Here is an 18,485-nt window from a genome sequence, read left to right as displayed (position 1 = left end):
TCCCCTGTGATACTCTGGCTGCCGGTCGTGCATGTTCATCCCTTTGCCCGGCCGACGATGGCAATGTCCGAGGTCATCCCCTTGGGCAGTGTCTTGGTAAGAAGAATGCGCATGACACGATCAAGCGTGGAGACAATACATGAGCCAATATGGGCCGTTGAAGTTGCACGTCCCGGAGCCGACAGGGCGCCCGGGTTGCAAGACCGACTTTTCCTACCTGCACCTGTCGCCGCCCGGCGATGTGCCCAAACCCCCCATTGATGTTGCCGCGGTCGATACCGGCGGACTGGCCTACAGCCTGGTCCGGGTGATCGCCGACGACGGCAGCGCCATCGGACCGTGGGCGCCGGAACTCAGCCATGAGCAACTGCGCGCCGGCATGCGCAACATGCTGAAGACACGCCTCTTCGATGCGCGCATGTTGACCGCCCAGCGCAAGAAGAAGATCTCCTTCTACATGCAAAGCCTGGGCGAGGAGGCCATCGGGTCGGCCCACGCCATGGCGCTGGAGCAGGGGGATATGTGCTTTCCGACCTACCGGCAGCAAAGCATCCTGCTGGCGCGCGACGCCTCGCTGGTCACGATGATGTGCCAGCTGATGTCCAACGAGCGCGATCCGCTCAAGGGCCGTCAGCTGCCGGTCATGTATTCGGACCGCGAACGCGGCTTTTTCAGCATTTCCGGCAACCTGGCCACGCAGTTCATCCAGGCGGTGGGCTGGGGCATGGCCTCGGCCATCAAGGGCGACACGCGCATCGCTTCCGGCTGGATCGGCGATGGCGCCACGGCCGAAGCCGACTTCCATACCGCGCTGACCTTCGCGCACGTCTACCGCGCGCCGGTCATCCTGAACGTGGTCAACAACCAGTGGGCCATATCCACCTTCCAGGCGATTGCCGGCGGCGAAGGCGCGACCTTCGCGGGCCGCGGCGTGGGCTGCGGCATCGCGTCGCTACGGGTGGACGGCAACGATTTCCTGGCGGTCTATTCCGCATCGCAATGGGCCGCCGAGCGCGCCCGTCGCAACCTGGGGCCGACTCTGATCGAATGGGTGACCTACCGCGCCGGCCCGCACTCCACGTCCGACGATCCTTCCAAGTACCGCCCCGGCGATGACTGGAGCCACTTCCCGCTGGGCGACCCGATAGCGCGCTTCAAGAAACACCTGGTCCTGCTGGGCATCTGGTCCGACGAAGAGCACGAAGCCGTCAAGGCCGAACTCGACGCCGAGATCCTGGCGGCCCAGAAGGAAGCGGAAAGCTACGGCACGCTGGTGGACGGCCACGTCCCCAGCGCCGCCAGCATTTTTGATGACGTGTACAAGGACATGCCGGAGCATCTGCGCCGGCAACGTCAGCAGCTCGGAGTGTGATCATGGCTATCGATAACAACGCTGGTCCGGCCTCCGCGCCGATGACCATGATCCAGGCTTTGCGCTCGGCCATGGATGTCATGCTGGAGCGCGACAACAATGTCGTGGTGTTCGGGCAGGACGTCGGCTATTTCGGCGGCGTGTTCCGCTGCACCGAGGGCCTGCAGGCCAAGTACGGCAGCTCGCGCGTGTTCGACACGCCCATCTCCGAAGGCGGCATCGTCGGCGTGGCGGTGGGCATGGGCGCCTACGGCTTGCGTCCCGTCTGCGAGATCCAGTTCGCCGATTATTTCTATCCCGCCTCGGATCAGATCGTGTCCGAGGCCGCTCGCCTGCGCTACCGCTCGGTCAACGAGTTCGTCGCGCCCATGACCATCCGCATGCCTTGTGGCGGCGGCATCTATGGCGGGCAGACGCACAGCCAGAGTCCCGAAGCCATGTTCACGCAAGTGTGCGGGCTGCGCACGGTGATGCCCTCCAATCCCTATGACGCCAAGGGTCTCCTGATCGCGGCCATCGAGAACGACGATCCCGTGATTTTCCTGGAGCCCAAACGGCTGTACAACGGCCCGTTCGACGGCCATCACGATCGGCCCGTAACGCCCTGGACCGGACGGCCGGGCAGCGTGGTGCCCACCGGCTACTACACCGTGCCGCTGGACACGGCCGCCATTGTGCGGCCGGGCAATGCGCTCACCGTGCTGACCTACGGCACTACCGTGCATGTGTCGCTGACCGCCGCGGAAGAAACCGGCATAGACGCCGAAGTCATCGACCTGCGCAGCCTGTGGCCGTTGGACCTGGACGCCATCGTCAATTCGGTCAAAAAGACCGGGCGCTGCGTGGTGGTGCATGAGGCCACGCGCACCTGCGGCTTTGGCGCCGAGCTGATTTCGCTGGTGCAGGAACACTGCTTCCATCATCTGGAGGCGCCCGTGGAGCGCGTGACCGGCTGGGATACGCCGTATCCCCATGCGCAGGAATGGGCGTACTTCCCCGGCCCGCGCCGGGTCGGCGAAGCGTTCAAGCGCGCGATGGAGGGTTGAGAGATGGGTATTCATGTCATCAAGATGCCCGACATCGGCGAAGGCATCGCGGAAGTGGAACTGGTTGCCTGGCATGTGAAGATCGGCGACATGGTGGCCGAGGACCAGCCGCTGGCCGACGTCATGACGGACAAGGCCACGGTCGAGATTCCCGCGCCGGTGGTCGGCCGCGTGGTCGCGCTGGGCGGAGAAGTAGGCCAGGTCATGGCCGTGGGCGGCGAGCTGATCCGCCTGGAAGTGGAAGGTGAAGGCAATCTCAAGCCGGGCGGGGATTCGCCGCCAGCCAAGGCGGCCGCAGCGCCCGCAGCGGCGCAGCCCGCTGCGTCGGCGCCCGCGCCCGAGCCCGCGCAGGCCGCGAAGGCCGAGGCGCCTGTGCCCGTGGCGCCGGCAAAACCCGCGCCCGCGGCGCCGGCACAGCCAGCACGCCAGGCGCCCGCAGCGGTGGCGCGCCAACCGGGCGACAAGCCGCTGGCTTCTCCTGCCGTGCGCAAGCGCGCCTGGGACCTGGGCATCGAGTTGCGCTACGTGCACGGCAGCGGCCCGGCCGGCCGCATCCTGCACGAAGACCTCGACGCTTATCTGCAGGGCCAGGGCACGGGCGGCCAGGCTCGGGGCGGCGTAGCCTATGCCGAACGCAACGACGAGGAAAACGTGCCGGTCATCGGCCTGCGCCGCAAGATTGCGCAGAAGATGGCGGAGTCCAAGCGCCGCATTCCGCACTTCAGCTACGTCGAGGAAATCGACGTGACCGAACTGGAAGACCTGCGCGCCAGCCTCAACCAGAAGTGGGGCGCCACGCGCGGCAAGCTCACGCTATTGCCGCTGCTTGCGCGCGCCATGGTGGTGGCGCTGCGCGATTTCCCGCAGATCAATGCGCGTTACGACGACGAGGCCGGCGTAGTCACGCGTTATGGCGCGGTCCATATCGGCATTGCGACGCAGAGCGACGGCGGGCTGATGGTGCCCGTCATGCGCCATGCCGAAGCGCGGGATCTCTGGTCCATGGCGGCCGAGATCGTCCGGCTGGCCGAGGCGGTGCGCACGGGAGCGGCCAGCCGCGACGAACTGTCGGGGTCGACCATCACCATCACCAGCCTGGGGCCCTTGGGCGGCATTGTCACCACGCCGGTCATCAACCATCCCGAGGTCGGCATCGTGGGCGTGAACCGCATCGTCGAGCGGCCGGCCATCCGCAATGGCGCCGTGGTCGCGCGCAAGCTGATGAACCTGTCGTCGTCCTTCGACCACCGCGTGGTGGACGGCATGGACGCGGCGCGCTTCATCCAGGCGGTGCGCGCGCTGCTGGAACAACCCGCGCTGCTTTTCGTGGAGTGAGCATGAGCCAGATCACAAAGACTACGACCCTGCTGGTGATCGGTGGCGGTCCCGGCGGCTACGTGGCCGCCATCCGCGCAGGTCAACTGGGCGTGCCGACCATCCTGGTCGAAGGCGCGCAATTGGGCGGCACCTGCCTGAATATTGGCTGCATACCGTCCAAGGCGCTGATCCACGCGGCCGAGGAATTCGACAAGGCGCGCCATTACGCGGGCAATTCGGACCTGGGCATTTCCGTATCGGCGCCCGCCATCGACCTGGCCCGGACCGTCGCCTGGAAAGACGGCATCGTCGGCAAGCTGACCGGCGGCGTGGCCGCCCTGCTGAAAAAGAATGGCGTGGAAGTGGTGCGCGGGTGGGCGCGGCTGCTGGATGGCAAGACGGTGGAAGTGGACGCGGGTGAGTCCGGCGCCCTACGCATCCAATGCGAACATCTGCTGTTGGCGGCGGGCTCCGAGCCGACGCCGCTGCCGTCCATGCCGTTTGGCGGCATGGTGGTGTCATCCACGGAGGCGCTCTCGCCCTCCAGCATTCCCAAGCAATTGGTGGTGGTGGGCGGCGGCTACATCGGCCTGGAGCTGGGCACGGTGTATCGCAAGCTCGGCGCGGAAGTCGCCGTGGTGGAGGCGCAGGATCGCATCCTGCCGACCTACGACGCGGAACTCACCAAGCCCGTGGCCGCTGCCTTGGCGAAAATGGGCGTGGCCTTGCACCTGGGCCGTAAAGTGCTGGGCCTGAATGGCGCCGGCAACGCGGTGCGGGTGCAGGATGCCACGGGCGCAGAGACCTTGCTGCCTGCCGATCGCGTGCTGATCGCGGTGGGACGGCGCCCGCGCACGCAGGATTGGGGGCTCGAAAGCCTGCAGCTGGACCGCAAGGGCAACGCGTTGCGCATCGACGACCAGTGCCGTACCTCCATGCGCGACGTCTGGGCCATCGGCGATATCGCGGGTGAGCCGATGCTGGCGCATCGCGCCATGGCGCAGGGCGAAATGGTGGCCGAGCTGGTGGCGGGCAAGCGCCGCCACTTCCAGCCCGCCGCGATCCCGGCGGTCTGCTTCACCGATCCTGAGGTCGTTGTGGCGGGCCTGTCGCCGGCCGAGGCAGAAAGCGCGGGGCTGGACTGCCTGACGGCGTCCTTCCCATTTGCCGCCAACGGCCGGTCGATGACGCTGGAATCGACCGATGGCTTCGTGCGCGTGGTTGCGCGCCGCGACAATCACCTGATCGTGGGCTGGCAGGCGGTGGGGCGTGGCGTGTCGGAACTGTCGGCGGCTTTCGGGCAGTCGCTGGAAATGGGCGCTACGCTGGAAGACGTGGCGGGCACCATCCATGCGCATCCGACCCTGGGCGAAGCGGTGCAGGAAGCCGCGCTCAAGGCACTGGGCCACGCGCTGCATATCTGAGCAGGGCGGAACGCCGCAACGGGACGCCGCGTTTGCGCGGCGTCCCGTTGTGCCTTCCGGCCGGGTTTAGCGCCGGCCCACGGCCTGCGCCAATGCCGCGCTGAATCCTTCGACCGCGGGGTTGCCTTGCTTGCGCATTGCGGCCACCACGACCTGCGCGATTGCGCCCGCCACGTCGCGCAACGGCAGAAAGCACAATGAGTCCGATCGCATGCGGGACAACGATTGGGGCACGAGCGCCGGTCCGATGCCCGCTTCCACCAATGTCAGCAGCGTGGGAATGACGCTTTCCTGCGCGATTTCGGGCTTTAGTTGAGCACGCGCGAACAGCGCCTGGATCATGTTGCGGAAGTAGGGCGAGATGTCCTGTCGATAGCCGACCAGTGGATACTCCAGCAGTTCTTCCAGCGAAACATCCCGCTGGTGCGCCAGCGCATGGTCGCGGCGCAACGCCACGCGCAAGGGCTCTTCGTAGATGACGCGCGTCAGGATATCAGCGTCCAGGGGGTGCGGACGCATCAGCGCCACGTCCACCACGCGTGACCGCAGCGCGGCCTCCATGTCCACGGAGTTCATCTCGCGCAGGTCGATCCGGACTTCCGGGTGCGCATCGCGATAGTGACTCAGCGCCGATACCAGCGGCGAACTGGCAGCGCTGGGCGTGATGCCGATTACCAGCGTACCGGTCTCGCCGCGGGCCGTGCGGCGAGCCTGCCGCAGCATCAGTTGGGTATCGGCGGCGATCTTGCGGGCCCGTTCGTACATGATTTCGCCGGCGGGTGTTAGCGCGACCGAGCGCGTGGTGCGCTCGAACAGGGGCACGCCCACAATCGCTTCCAGCCGCTTGATCTGCTGCGTCAGGGGCGGTTGGGTCATGAACAGGCGCGCGGCGGCCCGCGCGAAATGCAGTTCTTCCGCCAGCGTGCAGAACAGGACCAGTAGCCGGCCGTCCAGAAAGATTAATTCTGATTTCGACATAATCAACGCCAAATTACCAATTGGACAGAGATTAGTCGAGTTCCTAAGATGCCGCATCGATTCGTTCTGCCGGCATCCCGGATTCGCCTCATGTCTTTCGCTCCCTTTCCCGCTTCAGTCATTGCCATTGCCCAAGGGGTCAGGGCCGGCGAGACGACGGCCCACGCGGCGGCGCGCCAGAGCCTGGCCGCCATCGAGCGGCAAGAGCCCGCCGTGCGCGCGTGGAGCCACGTGCTGTCCGCCGCGGCCCTGGAGCGTATGGAGCCGGAGCGCCGCGCCGTTGGCGCGCTGGCTGGCGTGCCGATAGGCGTGAAGGACGTCATAGACGTGGCAGGCATGCCCACCGGTTTCGGCGCGCCTTCCTTGACCCCGGGCTCGCCGGCGTTCGACGCTTGCTGCGTGGGCATGCTGCGCGCGGCCGGCGCGATTCCGGTCGGCAAGACGGTGACCGCCGAGTTTGCCTTCAGGACACCGGGGCCGACTCGCAATCCTCACGCGCCGACGCACACGCCCGGCGGCTCTTCCAGCGGTTCCGCGGCCGCGGTGGCGGCTGGCATGGTGCCCGCCGCCCTGGGCACGCAGACGGGGGGCTCGATGATCCGTCCCGCGGCGTATTGCGGGGTGGTGGGATTCAAGCCCAGCATCGGCCGCGTGTTCCGGGACGGCATGAAGCTCACCTGTGAATCGCTGGACACCATAGGCTGGTATTCGAACAGCGTGGCGGATGCGCAGGCCATCGCCGACGTGCTCATCGGCGGCACAGGAGCACCGGCCGCGGAGAAAGCCGCGGACAAGCGGCAGCTGACCGTGGCCGTGCAGCTGCATAACCCGAGAGCGGCGCTGTGCGAAGAGAGCCGCGCCGAGATCGAACGCGCCCTGGCCGTACTGGCTGCGCATGGCGTTCAGTGCCTGCCGGTGCAAGCCGAGCGGGAAACCGCGCTCCTGTTGCAGGCGCACGATGTGATCATGCATTACGAATTCGCGCGCAGCCTGGCGCCGGTGGTGGAACGCCAGGGGCACGCGCTGAGCGGCGCCTTGCGCCAGGCGGTGGCGCATGGCCTGGGCATCGGAGCCGGGCAGTACGACGAGATGCGCGCGGTCCAGTCGGCGCTGCGCGGCAACTGGCATGCGTGGTACGGCGGCGCCGATCTCGTGCTTACGCCCAGCACGCCAGGACCCGCGCCCCATGGGCTGGAACATACCGGCGACGCTTCATACAACAAGATCTGGTCGGTGCTGGGATGGCCATGCCTGCACCTGCCTACCGCGTTCAACCGCGCGGGACTGCCTTTGGGCATGCAATTGGTTGGTGATCTGGGCAAGGATGCCGCCTTGCTCGACGCTGGCCGCAAACTACATCAGCTGCTGACGCAGCAAGGGGAGTGAAATGGGATTCAAAAGAGTGAAGCAGGGCATGCTGGCCCTGTGCGCCGCCGCGGCCGTGGCGGGCTGGGGGCAGGCGCATGCGGCGTTTCCTGACCGGCCGATCAATGTCGTCGTGCCCACGGCGGCCGGCGGCACGGTGGACATCGTAGCGCGCATCATGGCGGAAAAGCTCGGAGCAGAACTCGGTCAGCCCGTGGTGGTCATCAACAAGCCGGGCGCGGGCGGGGTAGTGGGCACGCAGGCATTCCTGCGCGAACCTCAAGACGGCTATACCGTTTTGTTCACGGCGAACAGCAACCAGTTGATCGTGCCCTGGGTCTATAAAGAGGCGAAATTCGACCCTATCAAGGACTTTTCGCCGATCGCCGCGGTGGGAGAAGTGCCCAATGTGCTGTGCGTGAACCCGGCGTTTCCGGCAAAGGACATGAATGAGTTCATGGCCCTGGTGAAGGCGAATCCGGAAAAGTACCAGTACGCCTCGGCCGGCGCGGGAACCTTGAACCATTTGCTCGGCGTCATGCTGGACCAGATGGGCGGACTGCGCATGCAGCACATTCCCTATCGCGGCGTATCGCCCGCCATGGCGGACGTGATGGGCAATCAGGTGCCCATGCTGTTCGCCAGCCTGCCGTCGGCGGTTGAAGGCATCAAGGCCGGCAAACTGCGCGCGTTGGGCGTCAGCAGCGAAAAGCGCAATGCGCTGCTGCCCGACGTTCCTGCCATCAACGAAGCCATACCGGGGTTCCGCGGCGATCTGTGGGTCGCGTTTTACGGCGCGAAAGAAGCGCCCCGCGCGTCGATCGACACCCTGCACCAGGCGATACGCAAAGTCCTGGCGGACGCGGCGCTGCAACAGAAGTTCGACCAGCTAGGGGTCACAATGATGCATGATGGCCCGGCCGAACTGGCTGCCCGCCAACAGGCCGAGTTCATGCAGTGGAAGCAGGTGGTGCAGGCGTCGGGAGCCAGCCCGGACTGACGCCTCAGCGGCTGCCGTCGATGTATGGGCGGGCCTGCAGAATAAGGATGTTCTCGCCCTGCACGGCCCATTCGATGTCCTGGTCCACGCCGCCCAGGCGCTGTTTGATATGGCTGCCCACGGCGGCCAGCCGCGCCACCAGGGCATCGTTGAGCACTTGGCGCGAGCCTTCGATCGGCACCTCGCGCACCCCGCCCGCGGCGTCCGCCACCAGTTGGGTGTCTTCGGCGGAGCGGCTCAGCACCTGGACCGCCTTGGACCAACTGGAGTACATCAGCTGCTCGGCCTGGCGCTTGCCTTCCACCACCTTGATGCCCAGGCCGCGCTTGGCGGAAAGGTAGGTGACGTAGCGGCGAGAGGCGTCGAAGGGATCTCGCGTGATCATCACCCCGGAACTTTCCGATGCCGCGGCCTGCTGCACCAGCACCGCCATCACCACGCCGTCCTGGCCGATGCCGGCCGCGCGCCGGGCTTCGTAGGCTTCATAGTTGTAGACCGACGCCCACACGGTTTGCACTGCCTGCGTCAGCGCTTCGGGCTGCGTCACGTTGGGAACGGTGGTGTAGAGCCCGGCGCCGCTGAAGCCCGGCAGGTCTTCGGAATTGGACGAGCTGCGCACGAACACGCCGCGCCCCTGCAATTGCTTCTGCCAGCGTTCGCGCCAGGCGGCCGCCAGCGCAGGGCCGGGCTGCGCCTGAATGATGTCCTGGCGCAGCGCGGCCAGTTCGGCGCGGCGCACATTGGCGTCGCGGGCGAAGTCGGGCCGTTGCTCAAGCGCCGCGATGCGTTCCGGCACGTGCAGCTGCGCCATGAATGCCGCGTACTGCGCAAAGGGTATGCAGAAACCGTCCGGCACCACCGCTGCGGGCGGTAGCGCGGATTTCAGCGCGCCGAGGTTTGCCGCCTTGACGCCGCAATGGCGGCTGTCGCGGGTGACCATGCCGGTGAGCGGCTTGATGGCCTTGACGGTCAGATCGGGCTTGGGCAGCGGGAGGGCAGCCTTGGGCGGCGGCGCTTCGGGCTTTGCGATGCGGCGCAACTGATAGCCGGTGCTGGTGACCGTCAGCTCGACCCAGTGGCCGTCATGTTCGCGCAGCGCCGCCACGGCATCGCGCACATAGGCATTGGGAATGCGCCAGCCCTTGGCCAGCAGGTTGACGTGGGACAGCAAGGTGGAGGGCCGCTGCGTGACCAGCCCGGCGACCGGCGGCAGGGCGACGGGGACTTCGTCCAGCACGAGGATGTCCGTGGGCGCCAGATCCGGCGTGTCGTCCACGGACGCCACGATGCGCAGGCGGCCCTGGGCCTGGCCGGTATTCAGCGGCAGGAAGGTCTGCTCGCGCAGCAGCGCTTCCTGCGTCACGGCGTCCAGGCCTGCGCGTTGCGCGATTTGTTCGTGCAGCGTGGAATTGGCCTTGAAGCGGACCGGCTCGTAAAAACTGGCCTGCAGCTTTTCGCCCGTCAGCTTGAGCAGTTCGGGGGTGAGGCGGTCGCCTTCCCAGAATTCATAGGTGTAGCCCGGCAGGTCGCGTTGCCAACTCAAGGTGCCGAACAGCAGGCGCCGCTGCGGGTCCTTGTACTGGGCGATGAGCGTGGCCTTGTCGCCCGCGGGCAGGAGGCGATGTTCGCGCGCGAAGTTCTCGTGCAGCGAATAGCGCGGCGTATTGACGTAGTAGATCCGGTCGCGCTGCTTCCTGTCGATCACGAACAGCACGTGCGGGATCTCCAGCGGCGTGCCGGGGTTGTAGATCCGCGCAAGCTGTTGGAACTCGGCCTGCGTGCGGATCTGGCTCAGGTAGGCGGGGCCGGCCTTCCTGGCATCCTCCGCCTGCTGCGCGGCGCGCTCATCAGCGCTCAATGGACGGGCGTTTTCGTACGGAGAGGGCTTGCGCGCGGTCTGCGCATGAACGGCGGGACCCAGGCCGGCGGCCAGCGCGCCGAGAGTGGCCAGGACGATCAGGCGGGGCAGGCGCCGGGAGGACACGCGGCGTGGGGCAGGCAAGGGATTCATGAACAGGCTTGCGGGGCGCAGAGAGCCGCGATGATATCGGAGCCCGCGCCGGCTGCATGCCCCTGCTTGTTTCAGGATGTGGCTAATTATGGATTGGCGTTGCCGGGCGGCTTGCCGAGCTGCGGCGAGGCGTGCCGCCGCCGGCGCGAAATACCCAATTTCAGGGATATGTTTTTGGCAAGGCTTGCCGTTAAATACCGCCCAGGCTTAATCGCCCCGCCGGCGCCACGAAAATCCCGGCCATCCAGGCTTGTCCTGATGGGGGGGATTATCGGAGGGCCTTTTTCAAGGAGCAGCAACTGCTGCTCTTTTTTTGTGCCTGCTCGGGAAACTCCCTAGCCTTTGAACACGCATGGCGGATTGACAGCGGACCAGGTCGAATCGATACTGAAATCAAGTACGTATACGTACAAATCGGCATGCCAACCGCAACGATCGAAATCGGGTTCCCACTGCGCTCGCAAAGGAGTAGGCAATGAAGGACGGCGAAATTCTTTCCGGATTCCTGGCCCCCCATCCGCCACATCTTGTCTATGGCGAAAATCCGCCGCAGAACGAGCCGCGTTCGCGCGGCGGCTGGGAAAGCCTGCGCTGGGCCTACGACCACGTGCGCGAGAGCATCGAACGCCTGCGGCCCGACGTGCTGCTGGTGCATTCGCCGCACTGGATCACGCAGGTCGGCCACCATTTCCTGGGAGTGCCGCGCCTGGCGGGCCGCTCGGTGGATCCTATCTTTCCCGACCTGTTCCGCTACGACTTCGGCATGGACGTGGACGTCGAACTGGCCGAGGCGTGTTGCGAGGAAGGGCGCAAGCTGGGCCTCGTCACAAAGATGATGCGCAACCCCAAGTTCCGGGTGGACTACGGCACCATCACCACGCTGCACATGGTGCGTCCACAGTGGGACATTCCGGTGGTCGGGCTGTCGGCAAACAATACGCCGTACTACCTCGACACCAAAGAGGGGCTCAAGGAAATGGACCTGCTGGGCAAGGCCACCCGGGAAGCCATACGCAAGAGCGGGCGGCGCGCGGTCCTGTTGGCCAGCAATACCCTGTCGCACTGGCATTTCCATGAACAGCCCGAGGTGCCTGAAGACATGTCCAAGGAGCATCCGGCGCGCTACGACGGCTATTTGTGGGACATCCGCATGATCGAACTGATGCGCAAGGGCAGGATGGCAGATGTCTTCGAGCTGTTGCCGCAGTTCATCGACGAGGCGTTCGCCGAAGTGAAGTCTGGCGCTTTCACGTGGATGCACGCGGCCATGGGCTATCCGCAGCTGGCGGGCAAGTTCCATGGGTACGGCACCGTGATCGGAACCGGCAACGCGGTCATGGAATGGAATCTGCGGGAGGCCGGTCTGTCCCGGCTTGAAGAAACCGCCGGCGTAGCGTCCTAGATCCCGAGGAGACATTCCATGGCCATCGTTTCCGCATTCCTCGTTCCCGGCAGCCCGCTGCCCCAGCTGCGCAGCGATGTGGCGCCCTGGGGACGCCTGAATCAGGCGCTGCGCAAGGCCGGCATGGCGCTGGCCGCGTCCCGCCCCGACGTGGTGCTGGTGTATTCGACGCAGTGGATGGCGGTGCTGGACCAGTTATGGATCACGCGCCAGCGCAGCACGGGCGTGCATGTGGACGAGAACTGGCACGAGTTCGGGGAACTGTCGTTCGACATCGCCAGCGACACGGGCCTGGCCGAAGCGTGCGTGCAAGACTGCCGCGCTGCCGGCATCCATGCGCGCGGCGTGGACTATGACCAGTTTCCCATCGACACGGGCACGATCACGGTCAGCTCGCTGATGGGCTTCGGCTCTGAGGCGCTGCCGGTGACACTGGCGGCCAACAACCTTTACCACGACAACGCGCAGACGGAGCAACTGAGCCGCATCGCCGTGCAGGCGGCGGCCATGCAGAACAAACGGGCGGCGGTGATCGGCATAGGCGGGCTGTCGAACACCATGTTCCGCGAGCCGGTGCCGCCGGACTCGGACCACGTGATTTCCCGCAGCGACGACGATTGGAACCGTCGCATGCTTGCCTTGCTGGAATGCGGCGATGCCGGGCAACTGCGCGCGCTCATGCCCGAGTACGCCGGGCAGGCCAAGGCCGAGATGGGCTTCAAGCACATGTCCTGGCTGCTGGGCGCGCTGGGCGAGCAATTCCAGGGCGCCAATGTGCTGGAGTATGCGCCGTTGTACGGAAGCGGCGGGGCGGTGGTGGAGTTCAAGCTGGCTTGAAGGCGCGCAAGGGCCTGGCCTCAGGCGTCCTGCGCCATTGCGACGGTCCGGACACATGCAGGTTTCCGCCGTGGGCGTCAACCGCCACGGTCACGGGCATGTCGGTGACCTCGAATTCGTGGATCGCCTCCATCCCCAGGTCCTCGAACGCGACGACGCGGGCGCGGCGGATGGCGCGGGAAACGAGATACGCGGCGCCGCCCACCGCGATCAGGTAGGCCGCGCGATGGCGCTGGATCGCCTCGACCGCCTGCGGGCCGCGTTCGGCCTTGCCTATCATCGTCAGCAGGCCGGTGCATTCCAACATCATGTCCGTGTAAGCGTCCATGCGCGTCGAGGTGGTGGGGCCGGCCGGGCCCACGGCTTCGTCACGCACCGCGTCCACGGGGCCCACATAGTAGATGGCGCGGCCACGGAAGTCGGCTGGCAAAGGCTCGCCGCGGGCCAGGATCTCGCGGATGCGCTGATGCGCCGCATCGCGTCCGGTCAGCATGCTGCCGCTCAGAAGCAGCGTTTCGCCCGCGCGCCAGGACGCGACTTCTTCGCGGGATAGGGTGTCCAGGTTGACCCGACGGCCCGCGGCGGGCTCACGGTCCGCACCCAGCTCGGGCCAGATTTCCAGCGACGGCGGATCCAGATGCACGGGACCCGAGCCGTCGAGCACGAAGCTCGCGTGGCGCGTGGCCGCACAGTTGGGAATCAGCGCCACGGGCTTGGCGGCGGCGTGTGTGGGATAGGTCCTGATCTTTACGTCCAGCACGGTGGTCAGGCCGCCCAGACCCTGCGCGCCCACGCCCAGCGCGTTGATGCGGTCGTAAAGTTCCAGCCGCAGGGCGTCTTCGGGCGCCAGCGCGCCGCCGCGCCGGACCCGATCCTGCAAGTCATGCATGTCCAGGGGCTGCATCAGGCTTTCCTTGGCCAGCAGTACCGCTTTCTCGGCGGTACCGCCTACGCCGATGCCCAGCATTCCGGGCGGGCACCAGCCCGCGCCCATGGCGGGGATTTGCGCCAGCACCCAGTCGATGACGCTGTCGGCCGGATTCAACATGGCGAGCCGGGCTTTGTTCTCCGAGCCGCCGCCCTTGGCCGCCACCGTCACCGCTACGCTCGCGCCCGGCACGATCCGCATGCTGATGACGGCGGGGGTATTGTCGCGGGTGTTGCCTCGGCCAAAGAGCGGATCCGCCACCACCGAGGCTCGCAAGGGGTTGTCCGGGTCCAGGAAGGCTTGGCGCACGCCGGCGTTGACGGCGTCCTCCAAGCTGCCCGTAAAGCCCTCCCAGCGCACGTCCATGCCGACTTCCAGGAACACATTGACGATGCCGGTGTCCTGGCAGATCGGCCGCCGGCCGATGGCGGCCATGCGCGAACTGGCCAGGATCTGCGCCATGGCGTTGCGGGCCGGGGCGCTGGCCTCTTTTTCGTAGGCGCGGGCCAGGTGCGCGATGTAGTCGGCCGGGTGGTAGTGGCTGATGTACTGGAGCGCGCTGGCAATGGATTCGGTCAGATCGTTCTGGCGGATGATGGTGCTCATGGCGTGCGTCGGGCGGTGGCGTGAGAGACGGCGGTCATTCGGCGTGCAGCGTGATGCCGGGACGGTCCCGGACCAGGGTCACGGCCACGAAGGACACCGCCGCCATGACGATGACGTAGACGCCCACCAGCCAGGATTGGCCCGTGGCGGTGATGATGGATTGCGCAATCATGGCGGCGAAGGCGCCGCCCAGGATCGAACCCAGCGCATAGCCCGCCGACACGCCGGAATAGCGCACGTCGGCCGGGAACATCTCGGCGTACAGCGCGGCCTGGGGGCCGTAGGTCAGGCCCAGCGGCACCGACAGCACGGCCAGGGCGAAGGCGAATTGCCTGACGTCGCCGGACTCGATGAAGGACCACATCGGTATGGCCCACAGCGCCAGCAGCACATAGCCGAGCTGGAAGGTGCGCACGCGGCCGATGCGGTCGCCCAGCCAGCCACCGAGCAGCGTGGTGCCCAGCCAGCAGGCTGCGGCCAGGGTGCAGATCATCAGCACCTGTTGCGCCGGCATGTGCAAGGCCCGGCTCCCGTAGCTGATGAAAAAGCCGACCAGCAGGTAGCCCGCGGTGCTGTTGCCGACGAAGATCAGCGTGGTCAGCAGGATCTGGCGCGGATGCTTGCGCAGCAGGGTGCCCAGCGGCGCCGAGGAATGGCTGCGCCGGGACTGCATCTGCAGGAACACGGGGGATTCCTCTACGGCGCGCCGGATGAAGACGCCGACAATGATGAGCGCGATGGACAGCAGGAAGGACACACGCCAGCCCCACGCCATGAAGTTCTCGGGGCCTACGGCGGCGGTGATGCACCACAGCACGCCGGTGGCCACAATCATGCCCAGCGGCACCCCGATCTGCGGGAAGGCGCCAAACAGCGAGCGTCGGTCCTCGGGCGCATGTTCGACCGCCATGAGCGCCGCGCCGCCCCATTCGCCTCCAGCCGAAAAGCCTTGCAGCACGCGCAGCGTCACCAGCATCACGGGCGCCCACACGCCGATCTGCGCATAGGTCGGCAGCACTCCGATCAGCGCGGTGGACACGCCCATCAGGATCAGCGTGGCGGCCAGCACCCGTTTGCGGCCGTAGCGGTCGCCCAAGTGGCCACAGACGATGGCGCCCAGCGGCCGGAACAGGAAGGCCACGCCGACTGTGGCGAAAGACAGGATCAGCGACAGCTCTGGGTTTTCCTTGGCGAATGGCGCGAAGAAGAGCGAGCCCAGCACCAGGCCCGCGGCCTGGACATAGATGAAATAGTCGTACCACTCGATGGCCGAGCCGACGAGCGTGGCGGCGAGTACCTTGCGGTCGTCGGCGCTGACCAGCGGGCCGGCCGCGCCGGAGCGGCCGGCTGGCGCGACGGCGGCGCCGTCGGCGGGAATGTCTGTCTGCATGTTTGTCTCCTTGGGGTATGCGGCGGGTTCAGCTTCTTGTTGGGGGGCTGTCGCTTTGGAATGGCGCCGCCTGGGCTGCTGCGCTTTGCGGCGCGTCAGGCTGGTTTTCCGGACGGGCCTGTTCGAAGGCGGGCAGGGCGGCGCAGGCCTGCACGATGGCGCGCACGCGCGCATAGGGCTCCAGATCCGCGCCGTAGCGCAAGGCGTTGTAGACCTGCGGTATGAGGGTGCACTCGACCAGCGTGGGGGCGGCGCCCAACGCGTACGCGCCGCTGGGCGCCGAGGGCAGCGCCGCCTCGAAGGCCTGGAAGCCCTCCGCGCACCAATGGCGGTACCAGTCGTGGATCCGTTCGTCGTCCGCGCCGAACTGCGCGCGCAGGCGCTTGAGCGCGCGCAGGTTGTTGAGCGGGTGCATTTCGCACGCAATCAGTTGCGCCAGCGCGCGTGCTTGGGCGCGCAGCGCCGGATCTGCCGGCAGCAGCGGCGTGCCGGGATGGCGCTCATCCAGGTACTCGATGATGGCCAGCGACTGTTGCAGGCGCAGGCCGTCGATCTCCAGCATGGGCACCAGGCCGAACGGCGCGATCGACCGGTAGGCGGGCTGCTGGTGCTCTCCCTTGACCATGTGCCACGTGACCTGCCGGTACGGCAGGCCTTTCAAGGCCAGGGCGATGCGCACGCGGTAGGCCGCGGAACTACGCCAATAGCTGTGCAAGGTGAGGGCGGGCGATTCAGCCATGAGGGACTCCCGTTCAGGCGGTGGCGGCTTCGCGCGGGGCGGGCGACGCGGCGCAGGGCATGGGCCTCGTGCCCGGGATGCGGACCTGCTGGTCGATGTCGCCGAACAGGCTGTGGCCGGCATCGTCGCGCATGCCGATGCGCACGCGGTCGCCGTGCTTGAGGAAAGGCGTGCGCATTTCGCCGTCGCGCAGCTTTTCCCGTACGCGCGCTTCAACCAGGCAGCACACGCCGGCGGCGTCGCTGGCGTTGGAGATGGTGCCGCTGCCTACCAACGTGCCGGCGCCCAGGCGGCGCGTGCGGGCCGCGTGCGCGATCAGCTCGCCGAAATGAAACTGCATTTCCTCGCCCGCCTGGGGCTGGCCGATCTGCTTGCCGTTGAGCCATACCTGCATGGCGCGGTGCAGTTTGCCGCCGCGCCAATAGGGCTTCAGTTCGTCGGGCGTGACCAGTACGGGCGAGAGCGCCGAGGCAGGCTTGCCCTGAAGGAATCCGAAGCCCTTGGCCAGTTCGGGCAGCACCACATTGCGCAGGGTGACGTCGTTGACCAGGCCCAGCAGCGCCACGTGCGCCAGCGCCGTGTCCGCGTCCACGCCCAGCGGCACGTCGTCGGTCACCACGACGATCTCCGCTTCCAGGTCCACGCCCAGTTCCTCGCTGGCCGCCGTGATGTCCTCGCAGGGGCCCATGAAGTCGTCGGAGGCGCCCTGGTACATCAGGGGATCGGTCAGGAACGATGGCGGCATTTCGCCGCCGCGCGCCCGGCGTGTGAGGTCCACGTGGTTCAGGTAGGCGGATGCGTCCAGCCACTGGTAGGCGCGCGGCAGGGGCGCGGCGCAGCCGGCCGGATCGAAGGGCTGGCTGGCGCCGTCGCCGGCGTTCAGCGCCTCGTACTCGGCCTGCAGCAGCGGTGCGCTGCGGGCCCAGTCGTCCAGCGCCTGTTGCAGCGTGGCGGCGATGTGCGGCACGGCGCGCATGCGGGTCAGGTCCCGGTTCACGACGGCCAGCACGCCGTCGCGGGCGCCATTGTTCAGGGTGGCGAGTTTCATTTTCAGTTGTTCCTTATGGGGAAGAAGGTTCAGGCGGTGAGCTCGGCCCACATGTCGCGGTCGCGCTGGGCGGTCCAGACGCGCGGGTCGACGATGCCGCTGGCCTCGTCGTAGGCGCGCGAGATGTCGAAGGGAATCGCGTGTTCATAGATCACGACGTGGCCGAACTCGGGGTCCATCACGCGGCGCGTGTCTTCGTAGACCTGTTTCAGGCTCTTGCCTTGCTCCACGCCTTGCCGGGCGCAGCCGTACAGCGTTTCCACCCAGCTGCGCGTGTAGCCGATGGCCTCGCGGCAGGCAGCCGGCGTGGTGAGCGCCGGGCCGCGGCCGGGCACCATCTGGCGTGGCTCCAGGGCCTGCAGCGCGTCCAGCGTGGCCGGCCAGTCGGCCAGATAGGCGTCGCCCGTATAGACGCCCGCGTTGAACTCCACCAGGTCCCCCGAGAAACAGATGCCCTGCGACGGAATCCAGACGATGGAGTCGCCGCGCGTATGGCCGGCCCCCAGATGCAGCATGCGTACCTCCAGGCCGCCCAGGAACACGGTCAGCTCGCGGTCGAAGACCACGGTGGGCCAGGTCAGCCCCGGGATGGTCTCGGCGGACTGGAACAGGCGCGGGAAGCGGCCGATCTCCGAATCCATGTCGGCCTGGCCGCGCTCGACGATGAGCTCATGGGTGCCGCGGCTGGCAAACACGTTTACGGCGCCTTCGGCCGCGAACGCGGATGCGCCCAGCACGCGCACCGCGTGGTAATGGGTCAGCGCCACGTGGCGGATGGGCTTGTCCGTGACGCCGCGGATGGCGCGGATCAGTCCCTGGGCCATGGCTGGGGTGGCGGTGGCATCGACGACCATGACGCTGTCGTCGCCGATGATCACGCCTGAATTGGGATCGCCGTCGGCCACGTAGGCGTAGGCATTGTCGGACAGGCGTTCGAAGGAGATTTTCTTTTCCGCCAAGTCGGCCTGGGAGGCGAAGGGTTTGCTCATGGGGTTCCTTTATGGGATGAGAGGTCGGGCGGT

15 protein-coding genes are annotated in these 18,485 nt (G+C 66.9%); 8 read left to right on the top strand and 7 right to left on the bottom strand.

Annotation, left to right across the window (positions count from 1 at the left end):
- Positions 1 to 139 precede the first annotated feature (139 nt).
- The 4 genes from VCS63_RS22620 to lpdA are packed head-to-tail and all read left to right on the top strand — an operon-like array spanning position 140 to position 5,159.
- Entirely contained in the window at positions 140 to 1,372 is a 1,233-nt protein-coding gene (locus VCS63_RS22620; RefSeq protein ID WP_323881062.1) for a 3-methyl-2-oxobutanoate dehydrogenase (2-methylpropanoyl-transferring) subunit alpha, read from the top strand.
- Positions 1,373 to 1,374: 2 nt separating this feature from the next.
- On the top strand, positions 1,375 to 2,418 hold the full coding sequence (locus tag VCS63_RS22615; RefSeq protein ID WP_042793191.1) for an alpha-ketoacid dehydrogenase subunit beta: 1,044 nt from the start codon (positions 1,375 to 1,377) through the stop codon (positions 2,416 to 2,418).
- Positions 2,419 to 2,421: 3 nt separating this feature from the next.
- The gene (locus VCS63_RS22610) at positions 2,422 to 3,753 is read left to right on the top strand and encodes a dihydrolipoamide acetyltransferase family protein (protein ID WP_164794507.1); all 1,332 of its coding nucleotides are present in this window, start codon (positions 2,422 to 2,424) and stop codon (positions 3,751 to 3,753) included.
- A gap of 2 nt (positions 3,754 to 3,755) precedes the next feature.
- A complete protein-coding gene (lpdA, locus tag VCS63_RS22605; protein ID WP_164794508.1) occupies positions 3,756 to 5,159 on the top strand; it encodes a dihydrolipoyl dehydrogenase in 1,404 nt (467 codons plus the stop codon).
- Positions 5,160 to 5,225: 66 nt separating this feature from the next.
- Here lpdA and VCS63_RS22600 read toward each other — a convergent pair whose 3' ends face one another.
- A complete protein-coding gene (locus VCS63_RS22600) occupies positions 5,226 to 6,137 on the bottom strand; it encodes a LysR substrate-binding domain-containing protein (protein WP_164794509.1) in 912 nt (303 codons plus the stop codon).
- Between the two features lie 90 nt (positions 6,138 to 6,227).
- On the opposite strand from VCS63_RS22600, the gene VCS63_RS22595 reads away from it, so the two are divergent.
- Positions 6,228 to 7,523, top strand: coding sequence for an amidase (locus tag VCS63_RS22595; RefSeq protein ID WP_323881061.1), 1,296 nt, complete (start codon positions 6,228 to 6,230; stop codon positions 7,521 to 7,523).
- Position 7,524: 1 nt separating this feature from the next.
- Positions 7,525 to 8,502, top strand: coding sequence for a Bug family tripartite tricarboxylate transporter substrate binding protein (locus tag VCS63_RS22590; protein WP_063642597.1), 978 nt, complete (start codon positions 7,525 to 7,527; stop codon positions 8,500 to 8,502).
- Positions 8,503 to 8,506: 4 nt separating this feature from the next.
- Here VCS63_RS22590 and VCS63_RS22585 read toward each other — a convergent pair whose 3' ends face one another.
- A complete protein-coding gene (locus tag VCS63_RS22585) occupies positions 8,507 to 10,513 on the bottom strand; it encodes a PEP/pyruvate-binding domain-containing protein (RefSeq protein WP_323881060.1) in 2,007 nt (668 codons plus the stop codon).
- Between the two features lie 475 nt (positions 10,514 to 10,988).
- Between VCS63_RS22585 and cnbCb the strand changes: the two genes are divergently transcribed.
- Together cnbCb and VCS63_RS22575 are read left to right on the top strand one after the other, a co-directional pair.
- The gene (gene cnbCb / locus VCS63_RS22580; protein WP_323881059.1) at positions 10,989 to 11,915 is read left to right on the top strand and encodes a 2-aminophenol 1,6-dioxygenase subunit beta; all 927 of its coding nucleotides are present in this window, start codon (positions 10,989 to 10,991) and stop codon (positions 11,913 to 11,915) included.
- Between the two features lie 18 nt (positions 11,916 to 11,933).
- Entirely contained in the window at positions 11,934 to 12,752 is an 819-nt protein-coding gene (locus tag VCS63_RS22575) for a tRNA U-34 5-methylaminomethyl-2-thiouridine biosynthesis protein (protein ID WP_280134357.1), read from the top strand.
- Here VCS63_RS22575 and VCS63_RS22570 read toward each other — a convergent pair.
- From VCS63_RS22570 to VCS63_RS22550, 5 genes are read right to left on the bottom strand one after another with little or no spacing between them, the layout of a single operon-like run.
- Positions 12,739 to 14,286 carry a fumarate hydratase gene (locus VCS63_RS22570; RefSeq protein ID WP_063960360.1) on the bottom strand — a complete coding sequence of 516 codons (1,548 nt, stop codon included), beginning with the start codon at positions 14,284 to 14,286 and terminating at the stop codon, positions 12,739 to 12,741. The genes VCS63_RS22575 and VCS63_RS22570 overlap by 14 nt on opposite strands.
- A 34-nt stretch (positions 14,287 to 14,320) precedes the next feature.
- Entirely contained in the window at positions 14,321 to 15,676 is a 1,356-nt protein-coding gene (locus VCS63_RS22565) for an MFS transporter (RefSeq protein ID WP_323881058.1), read from the bottom strand.
- Between the two features lie 28 nt (positions 15,677 to 15,704).
- Positions 15,705 to 16,415, bottom strand: a complete 711-nt coding sequence (gene maiA / locus VCS63_RS22560; protein WP_323881057.1) for a maleylacetoacetate isomerase — start codon at positions 16,413 to 16,415, stop codon at positions 15,705 to 15,707.
- A gap of 13 nt (positions 16,416 to 16,428) precedes the next feature.
- Positions 16,429 to 17,463, bottom strand: a complete 1,035-nt coding sequence (locus VCS63_RS22555) for a fumarylacetoacetate hydrolase family protein (RefSeq protein ID WP_063642592.1) — start codon at positions 17,461 to 17,463, stop codon at positions 16,429 to 16,431.
- 29 nt (positions 17,464 to 17,492) lie between these two features.
- On the bottom strand, positions 17,493 to 18,452 hold the full coding sequence (locus VCS63_RS22550; protein ID WP_042793201.1) for an MBL fold metallo-hydrolase: 960 nt from the start codon (positions 18,450 to 18,452) through the stop codon (positions 17,493 to 17,495).
- Positions 18,453 to 18,485 lie beyond the last annotated feature (33 nt).

This window comes from Achromobacter sp. D10, assembly GCF_035282245.1.
GTDB classification, from domain to species: domain Bacteria; phylum Pseudomonadota; class Gammaproteobacteria; order Burkholderiales; family Burkholderiaceae_B; genus Achromobacter; species Achromobacter insolitus.
Note: the sequence above shows the minus strand (reverse complement) of the source record. Positions and strands in the feature narration are given on the sequence as shown.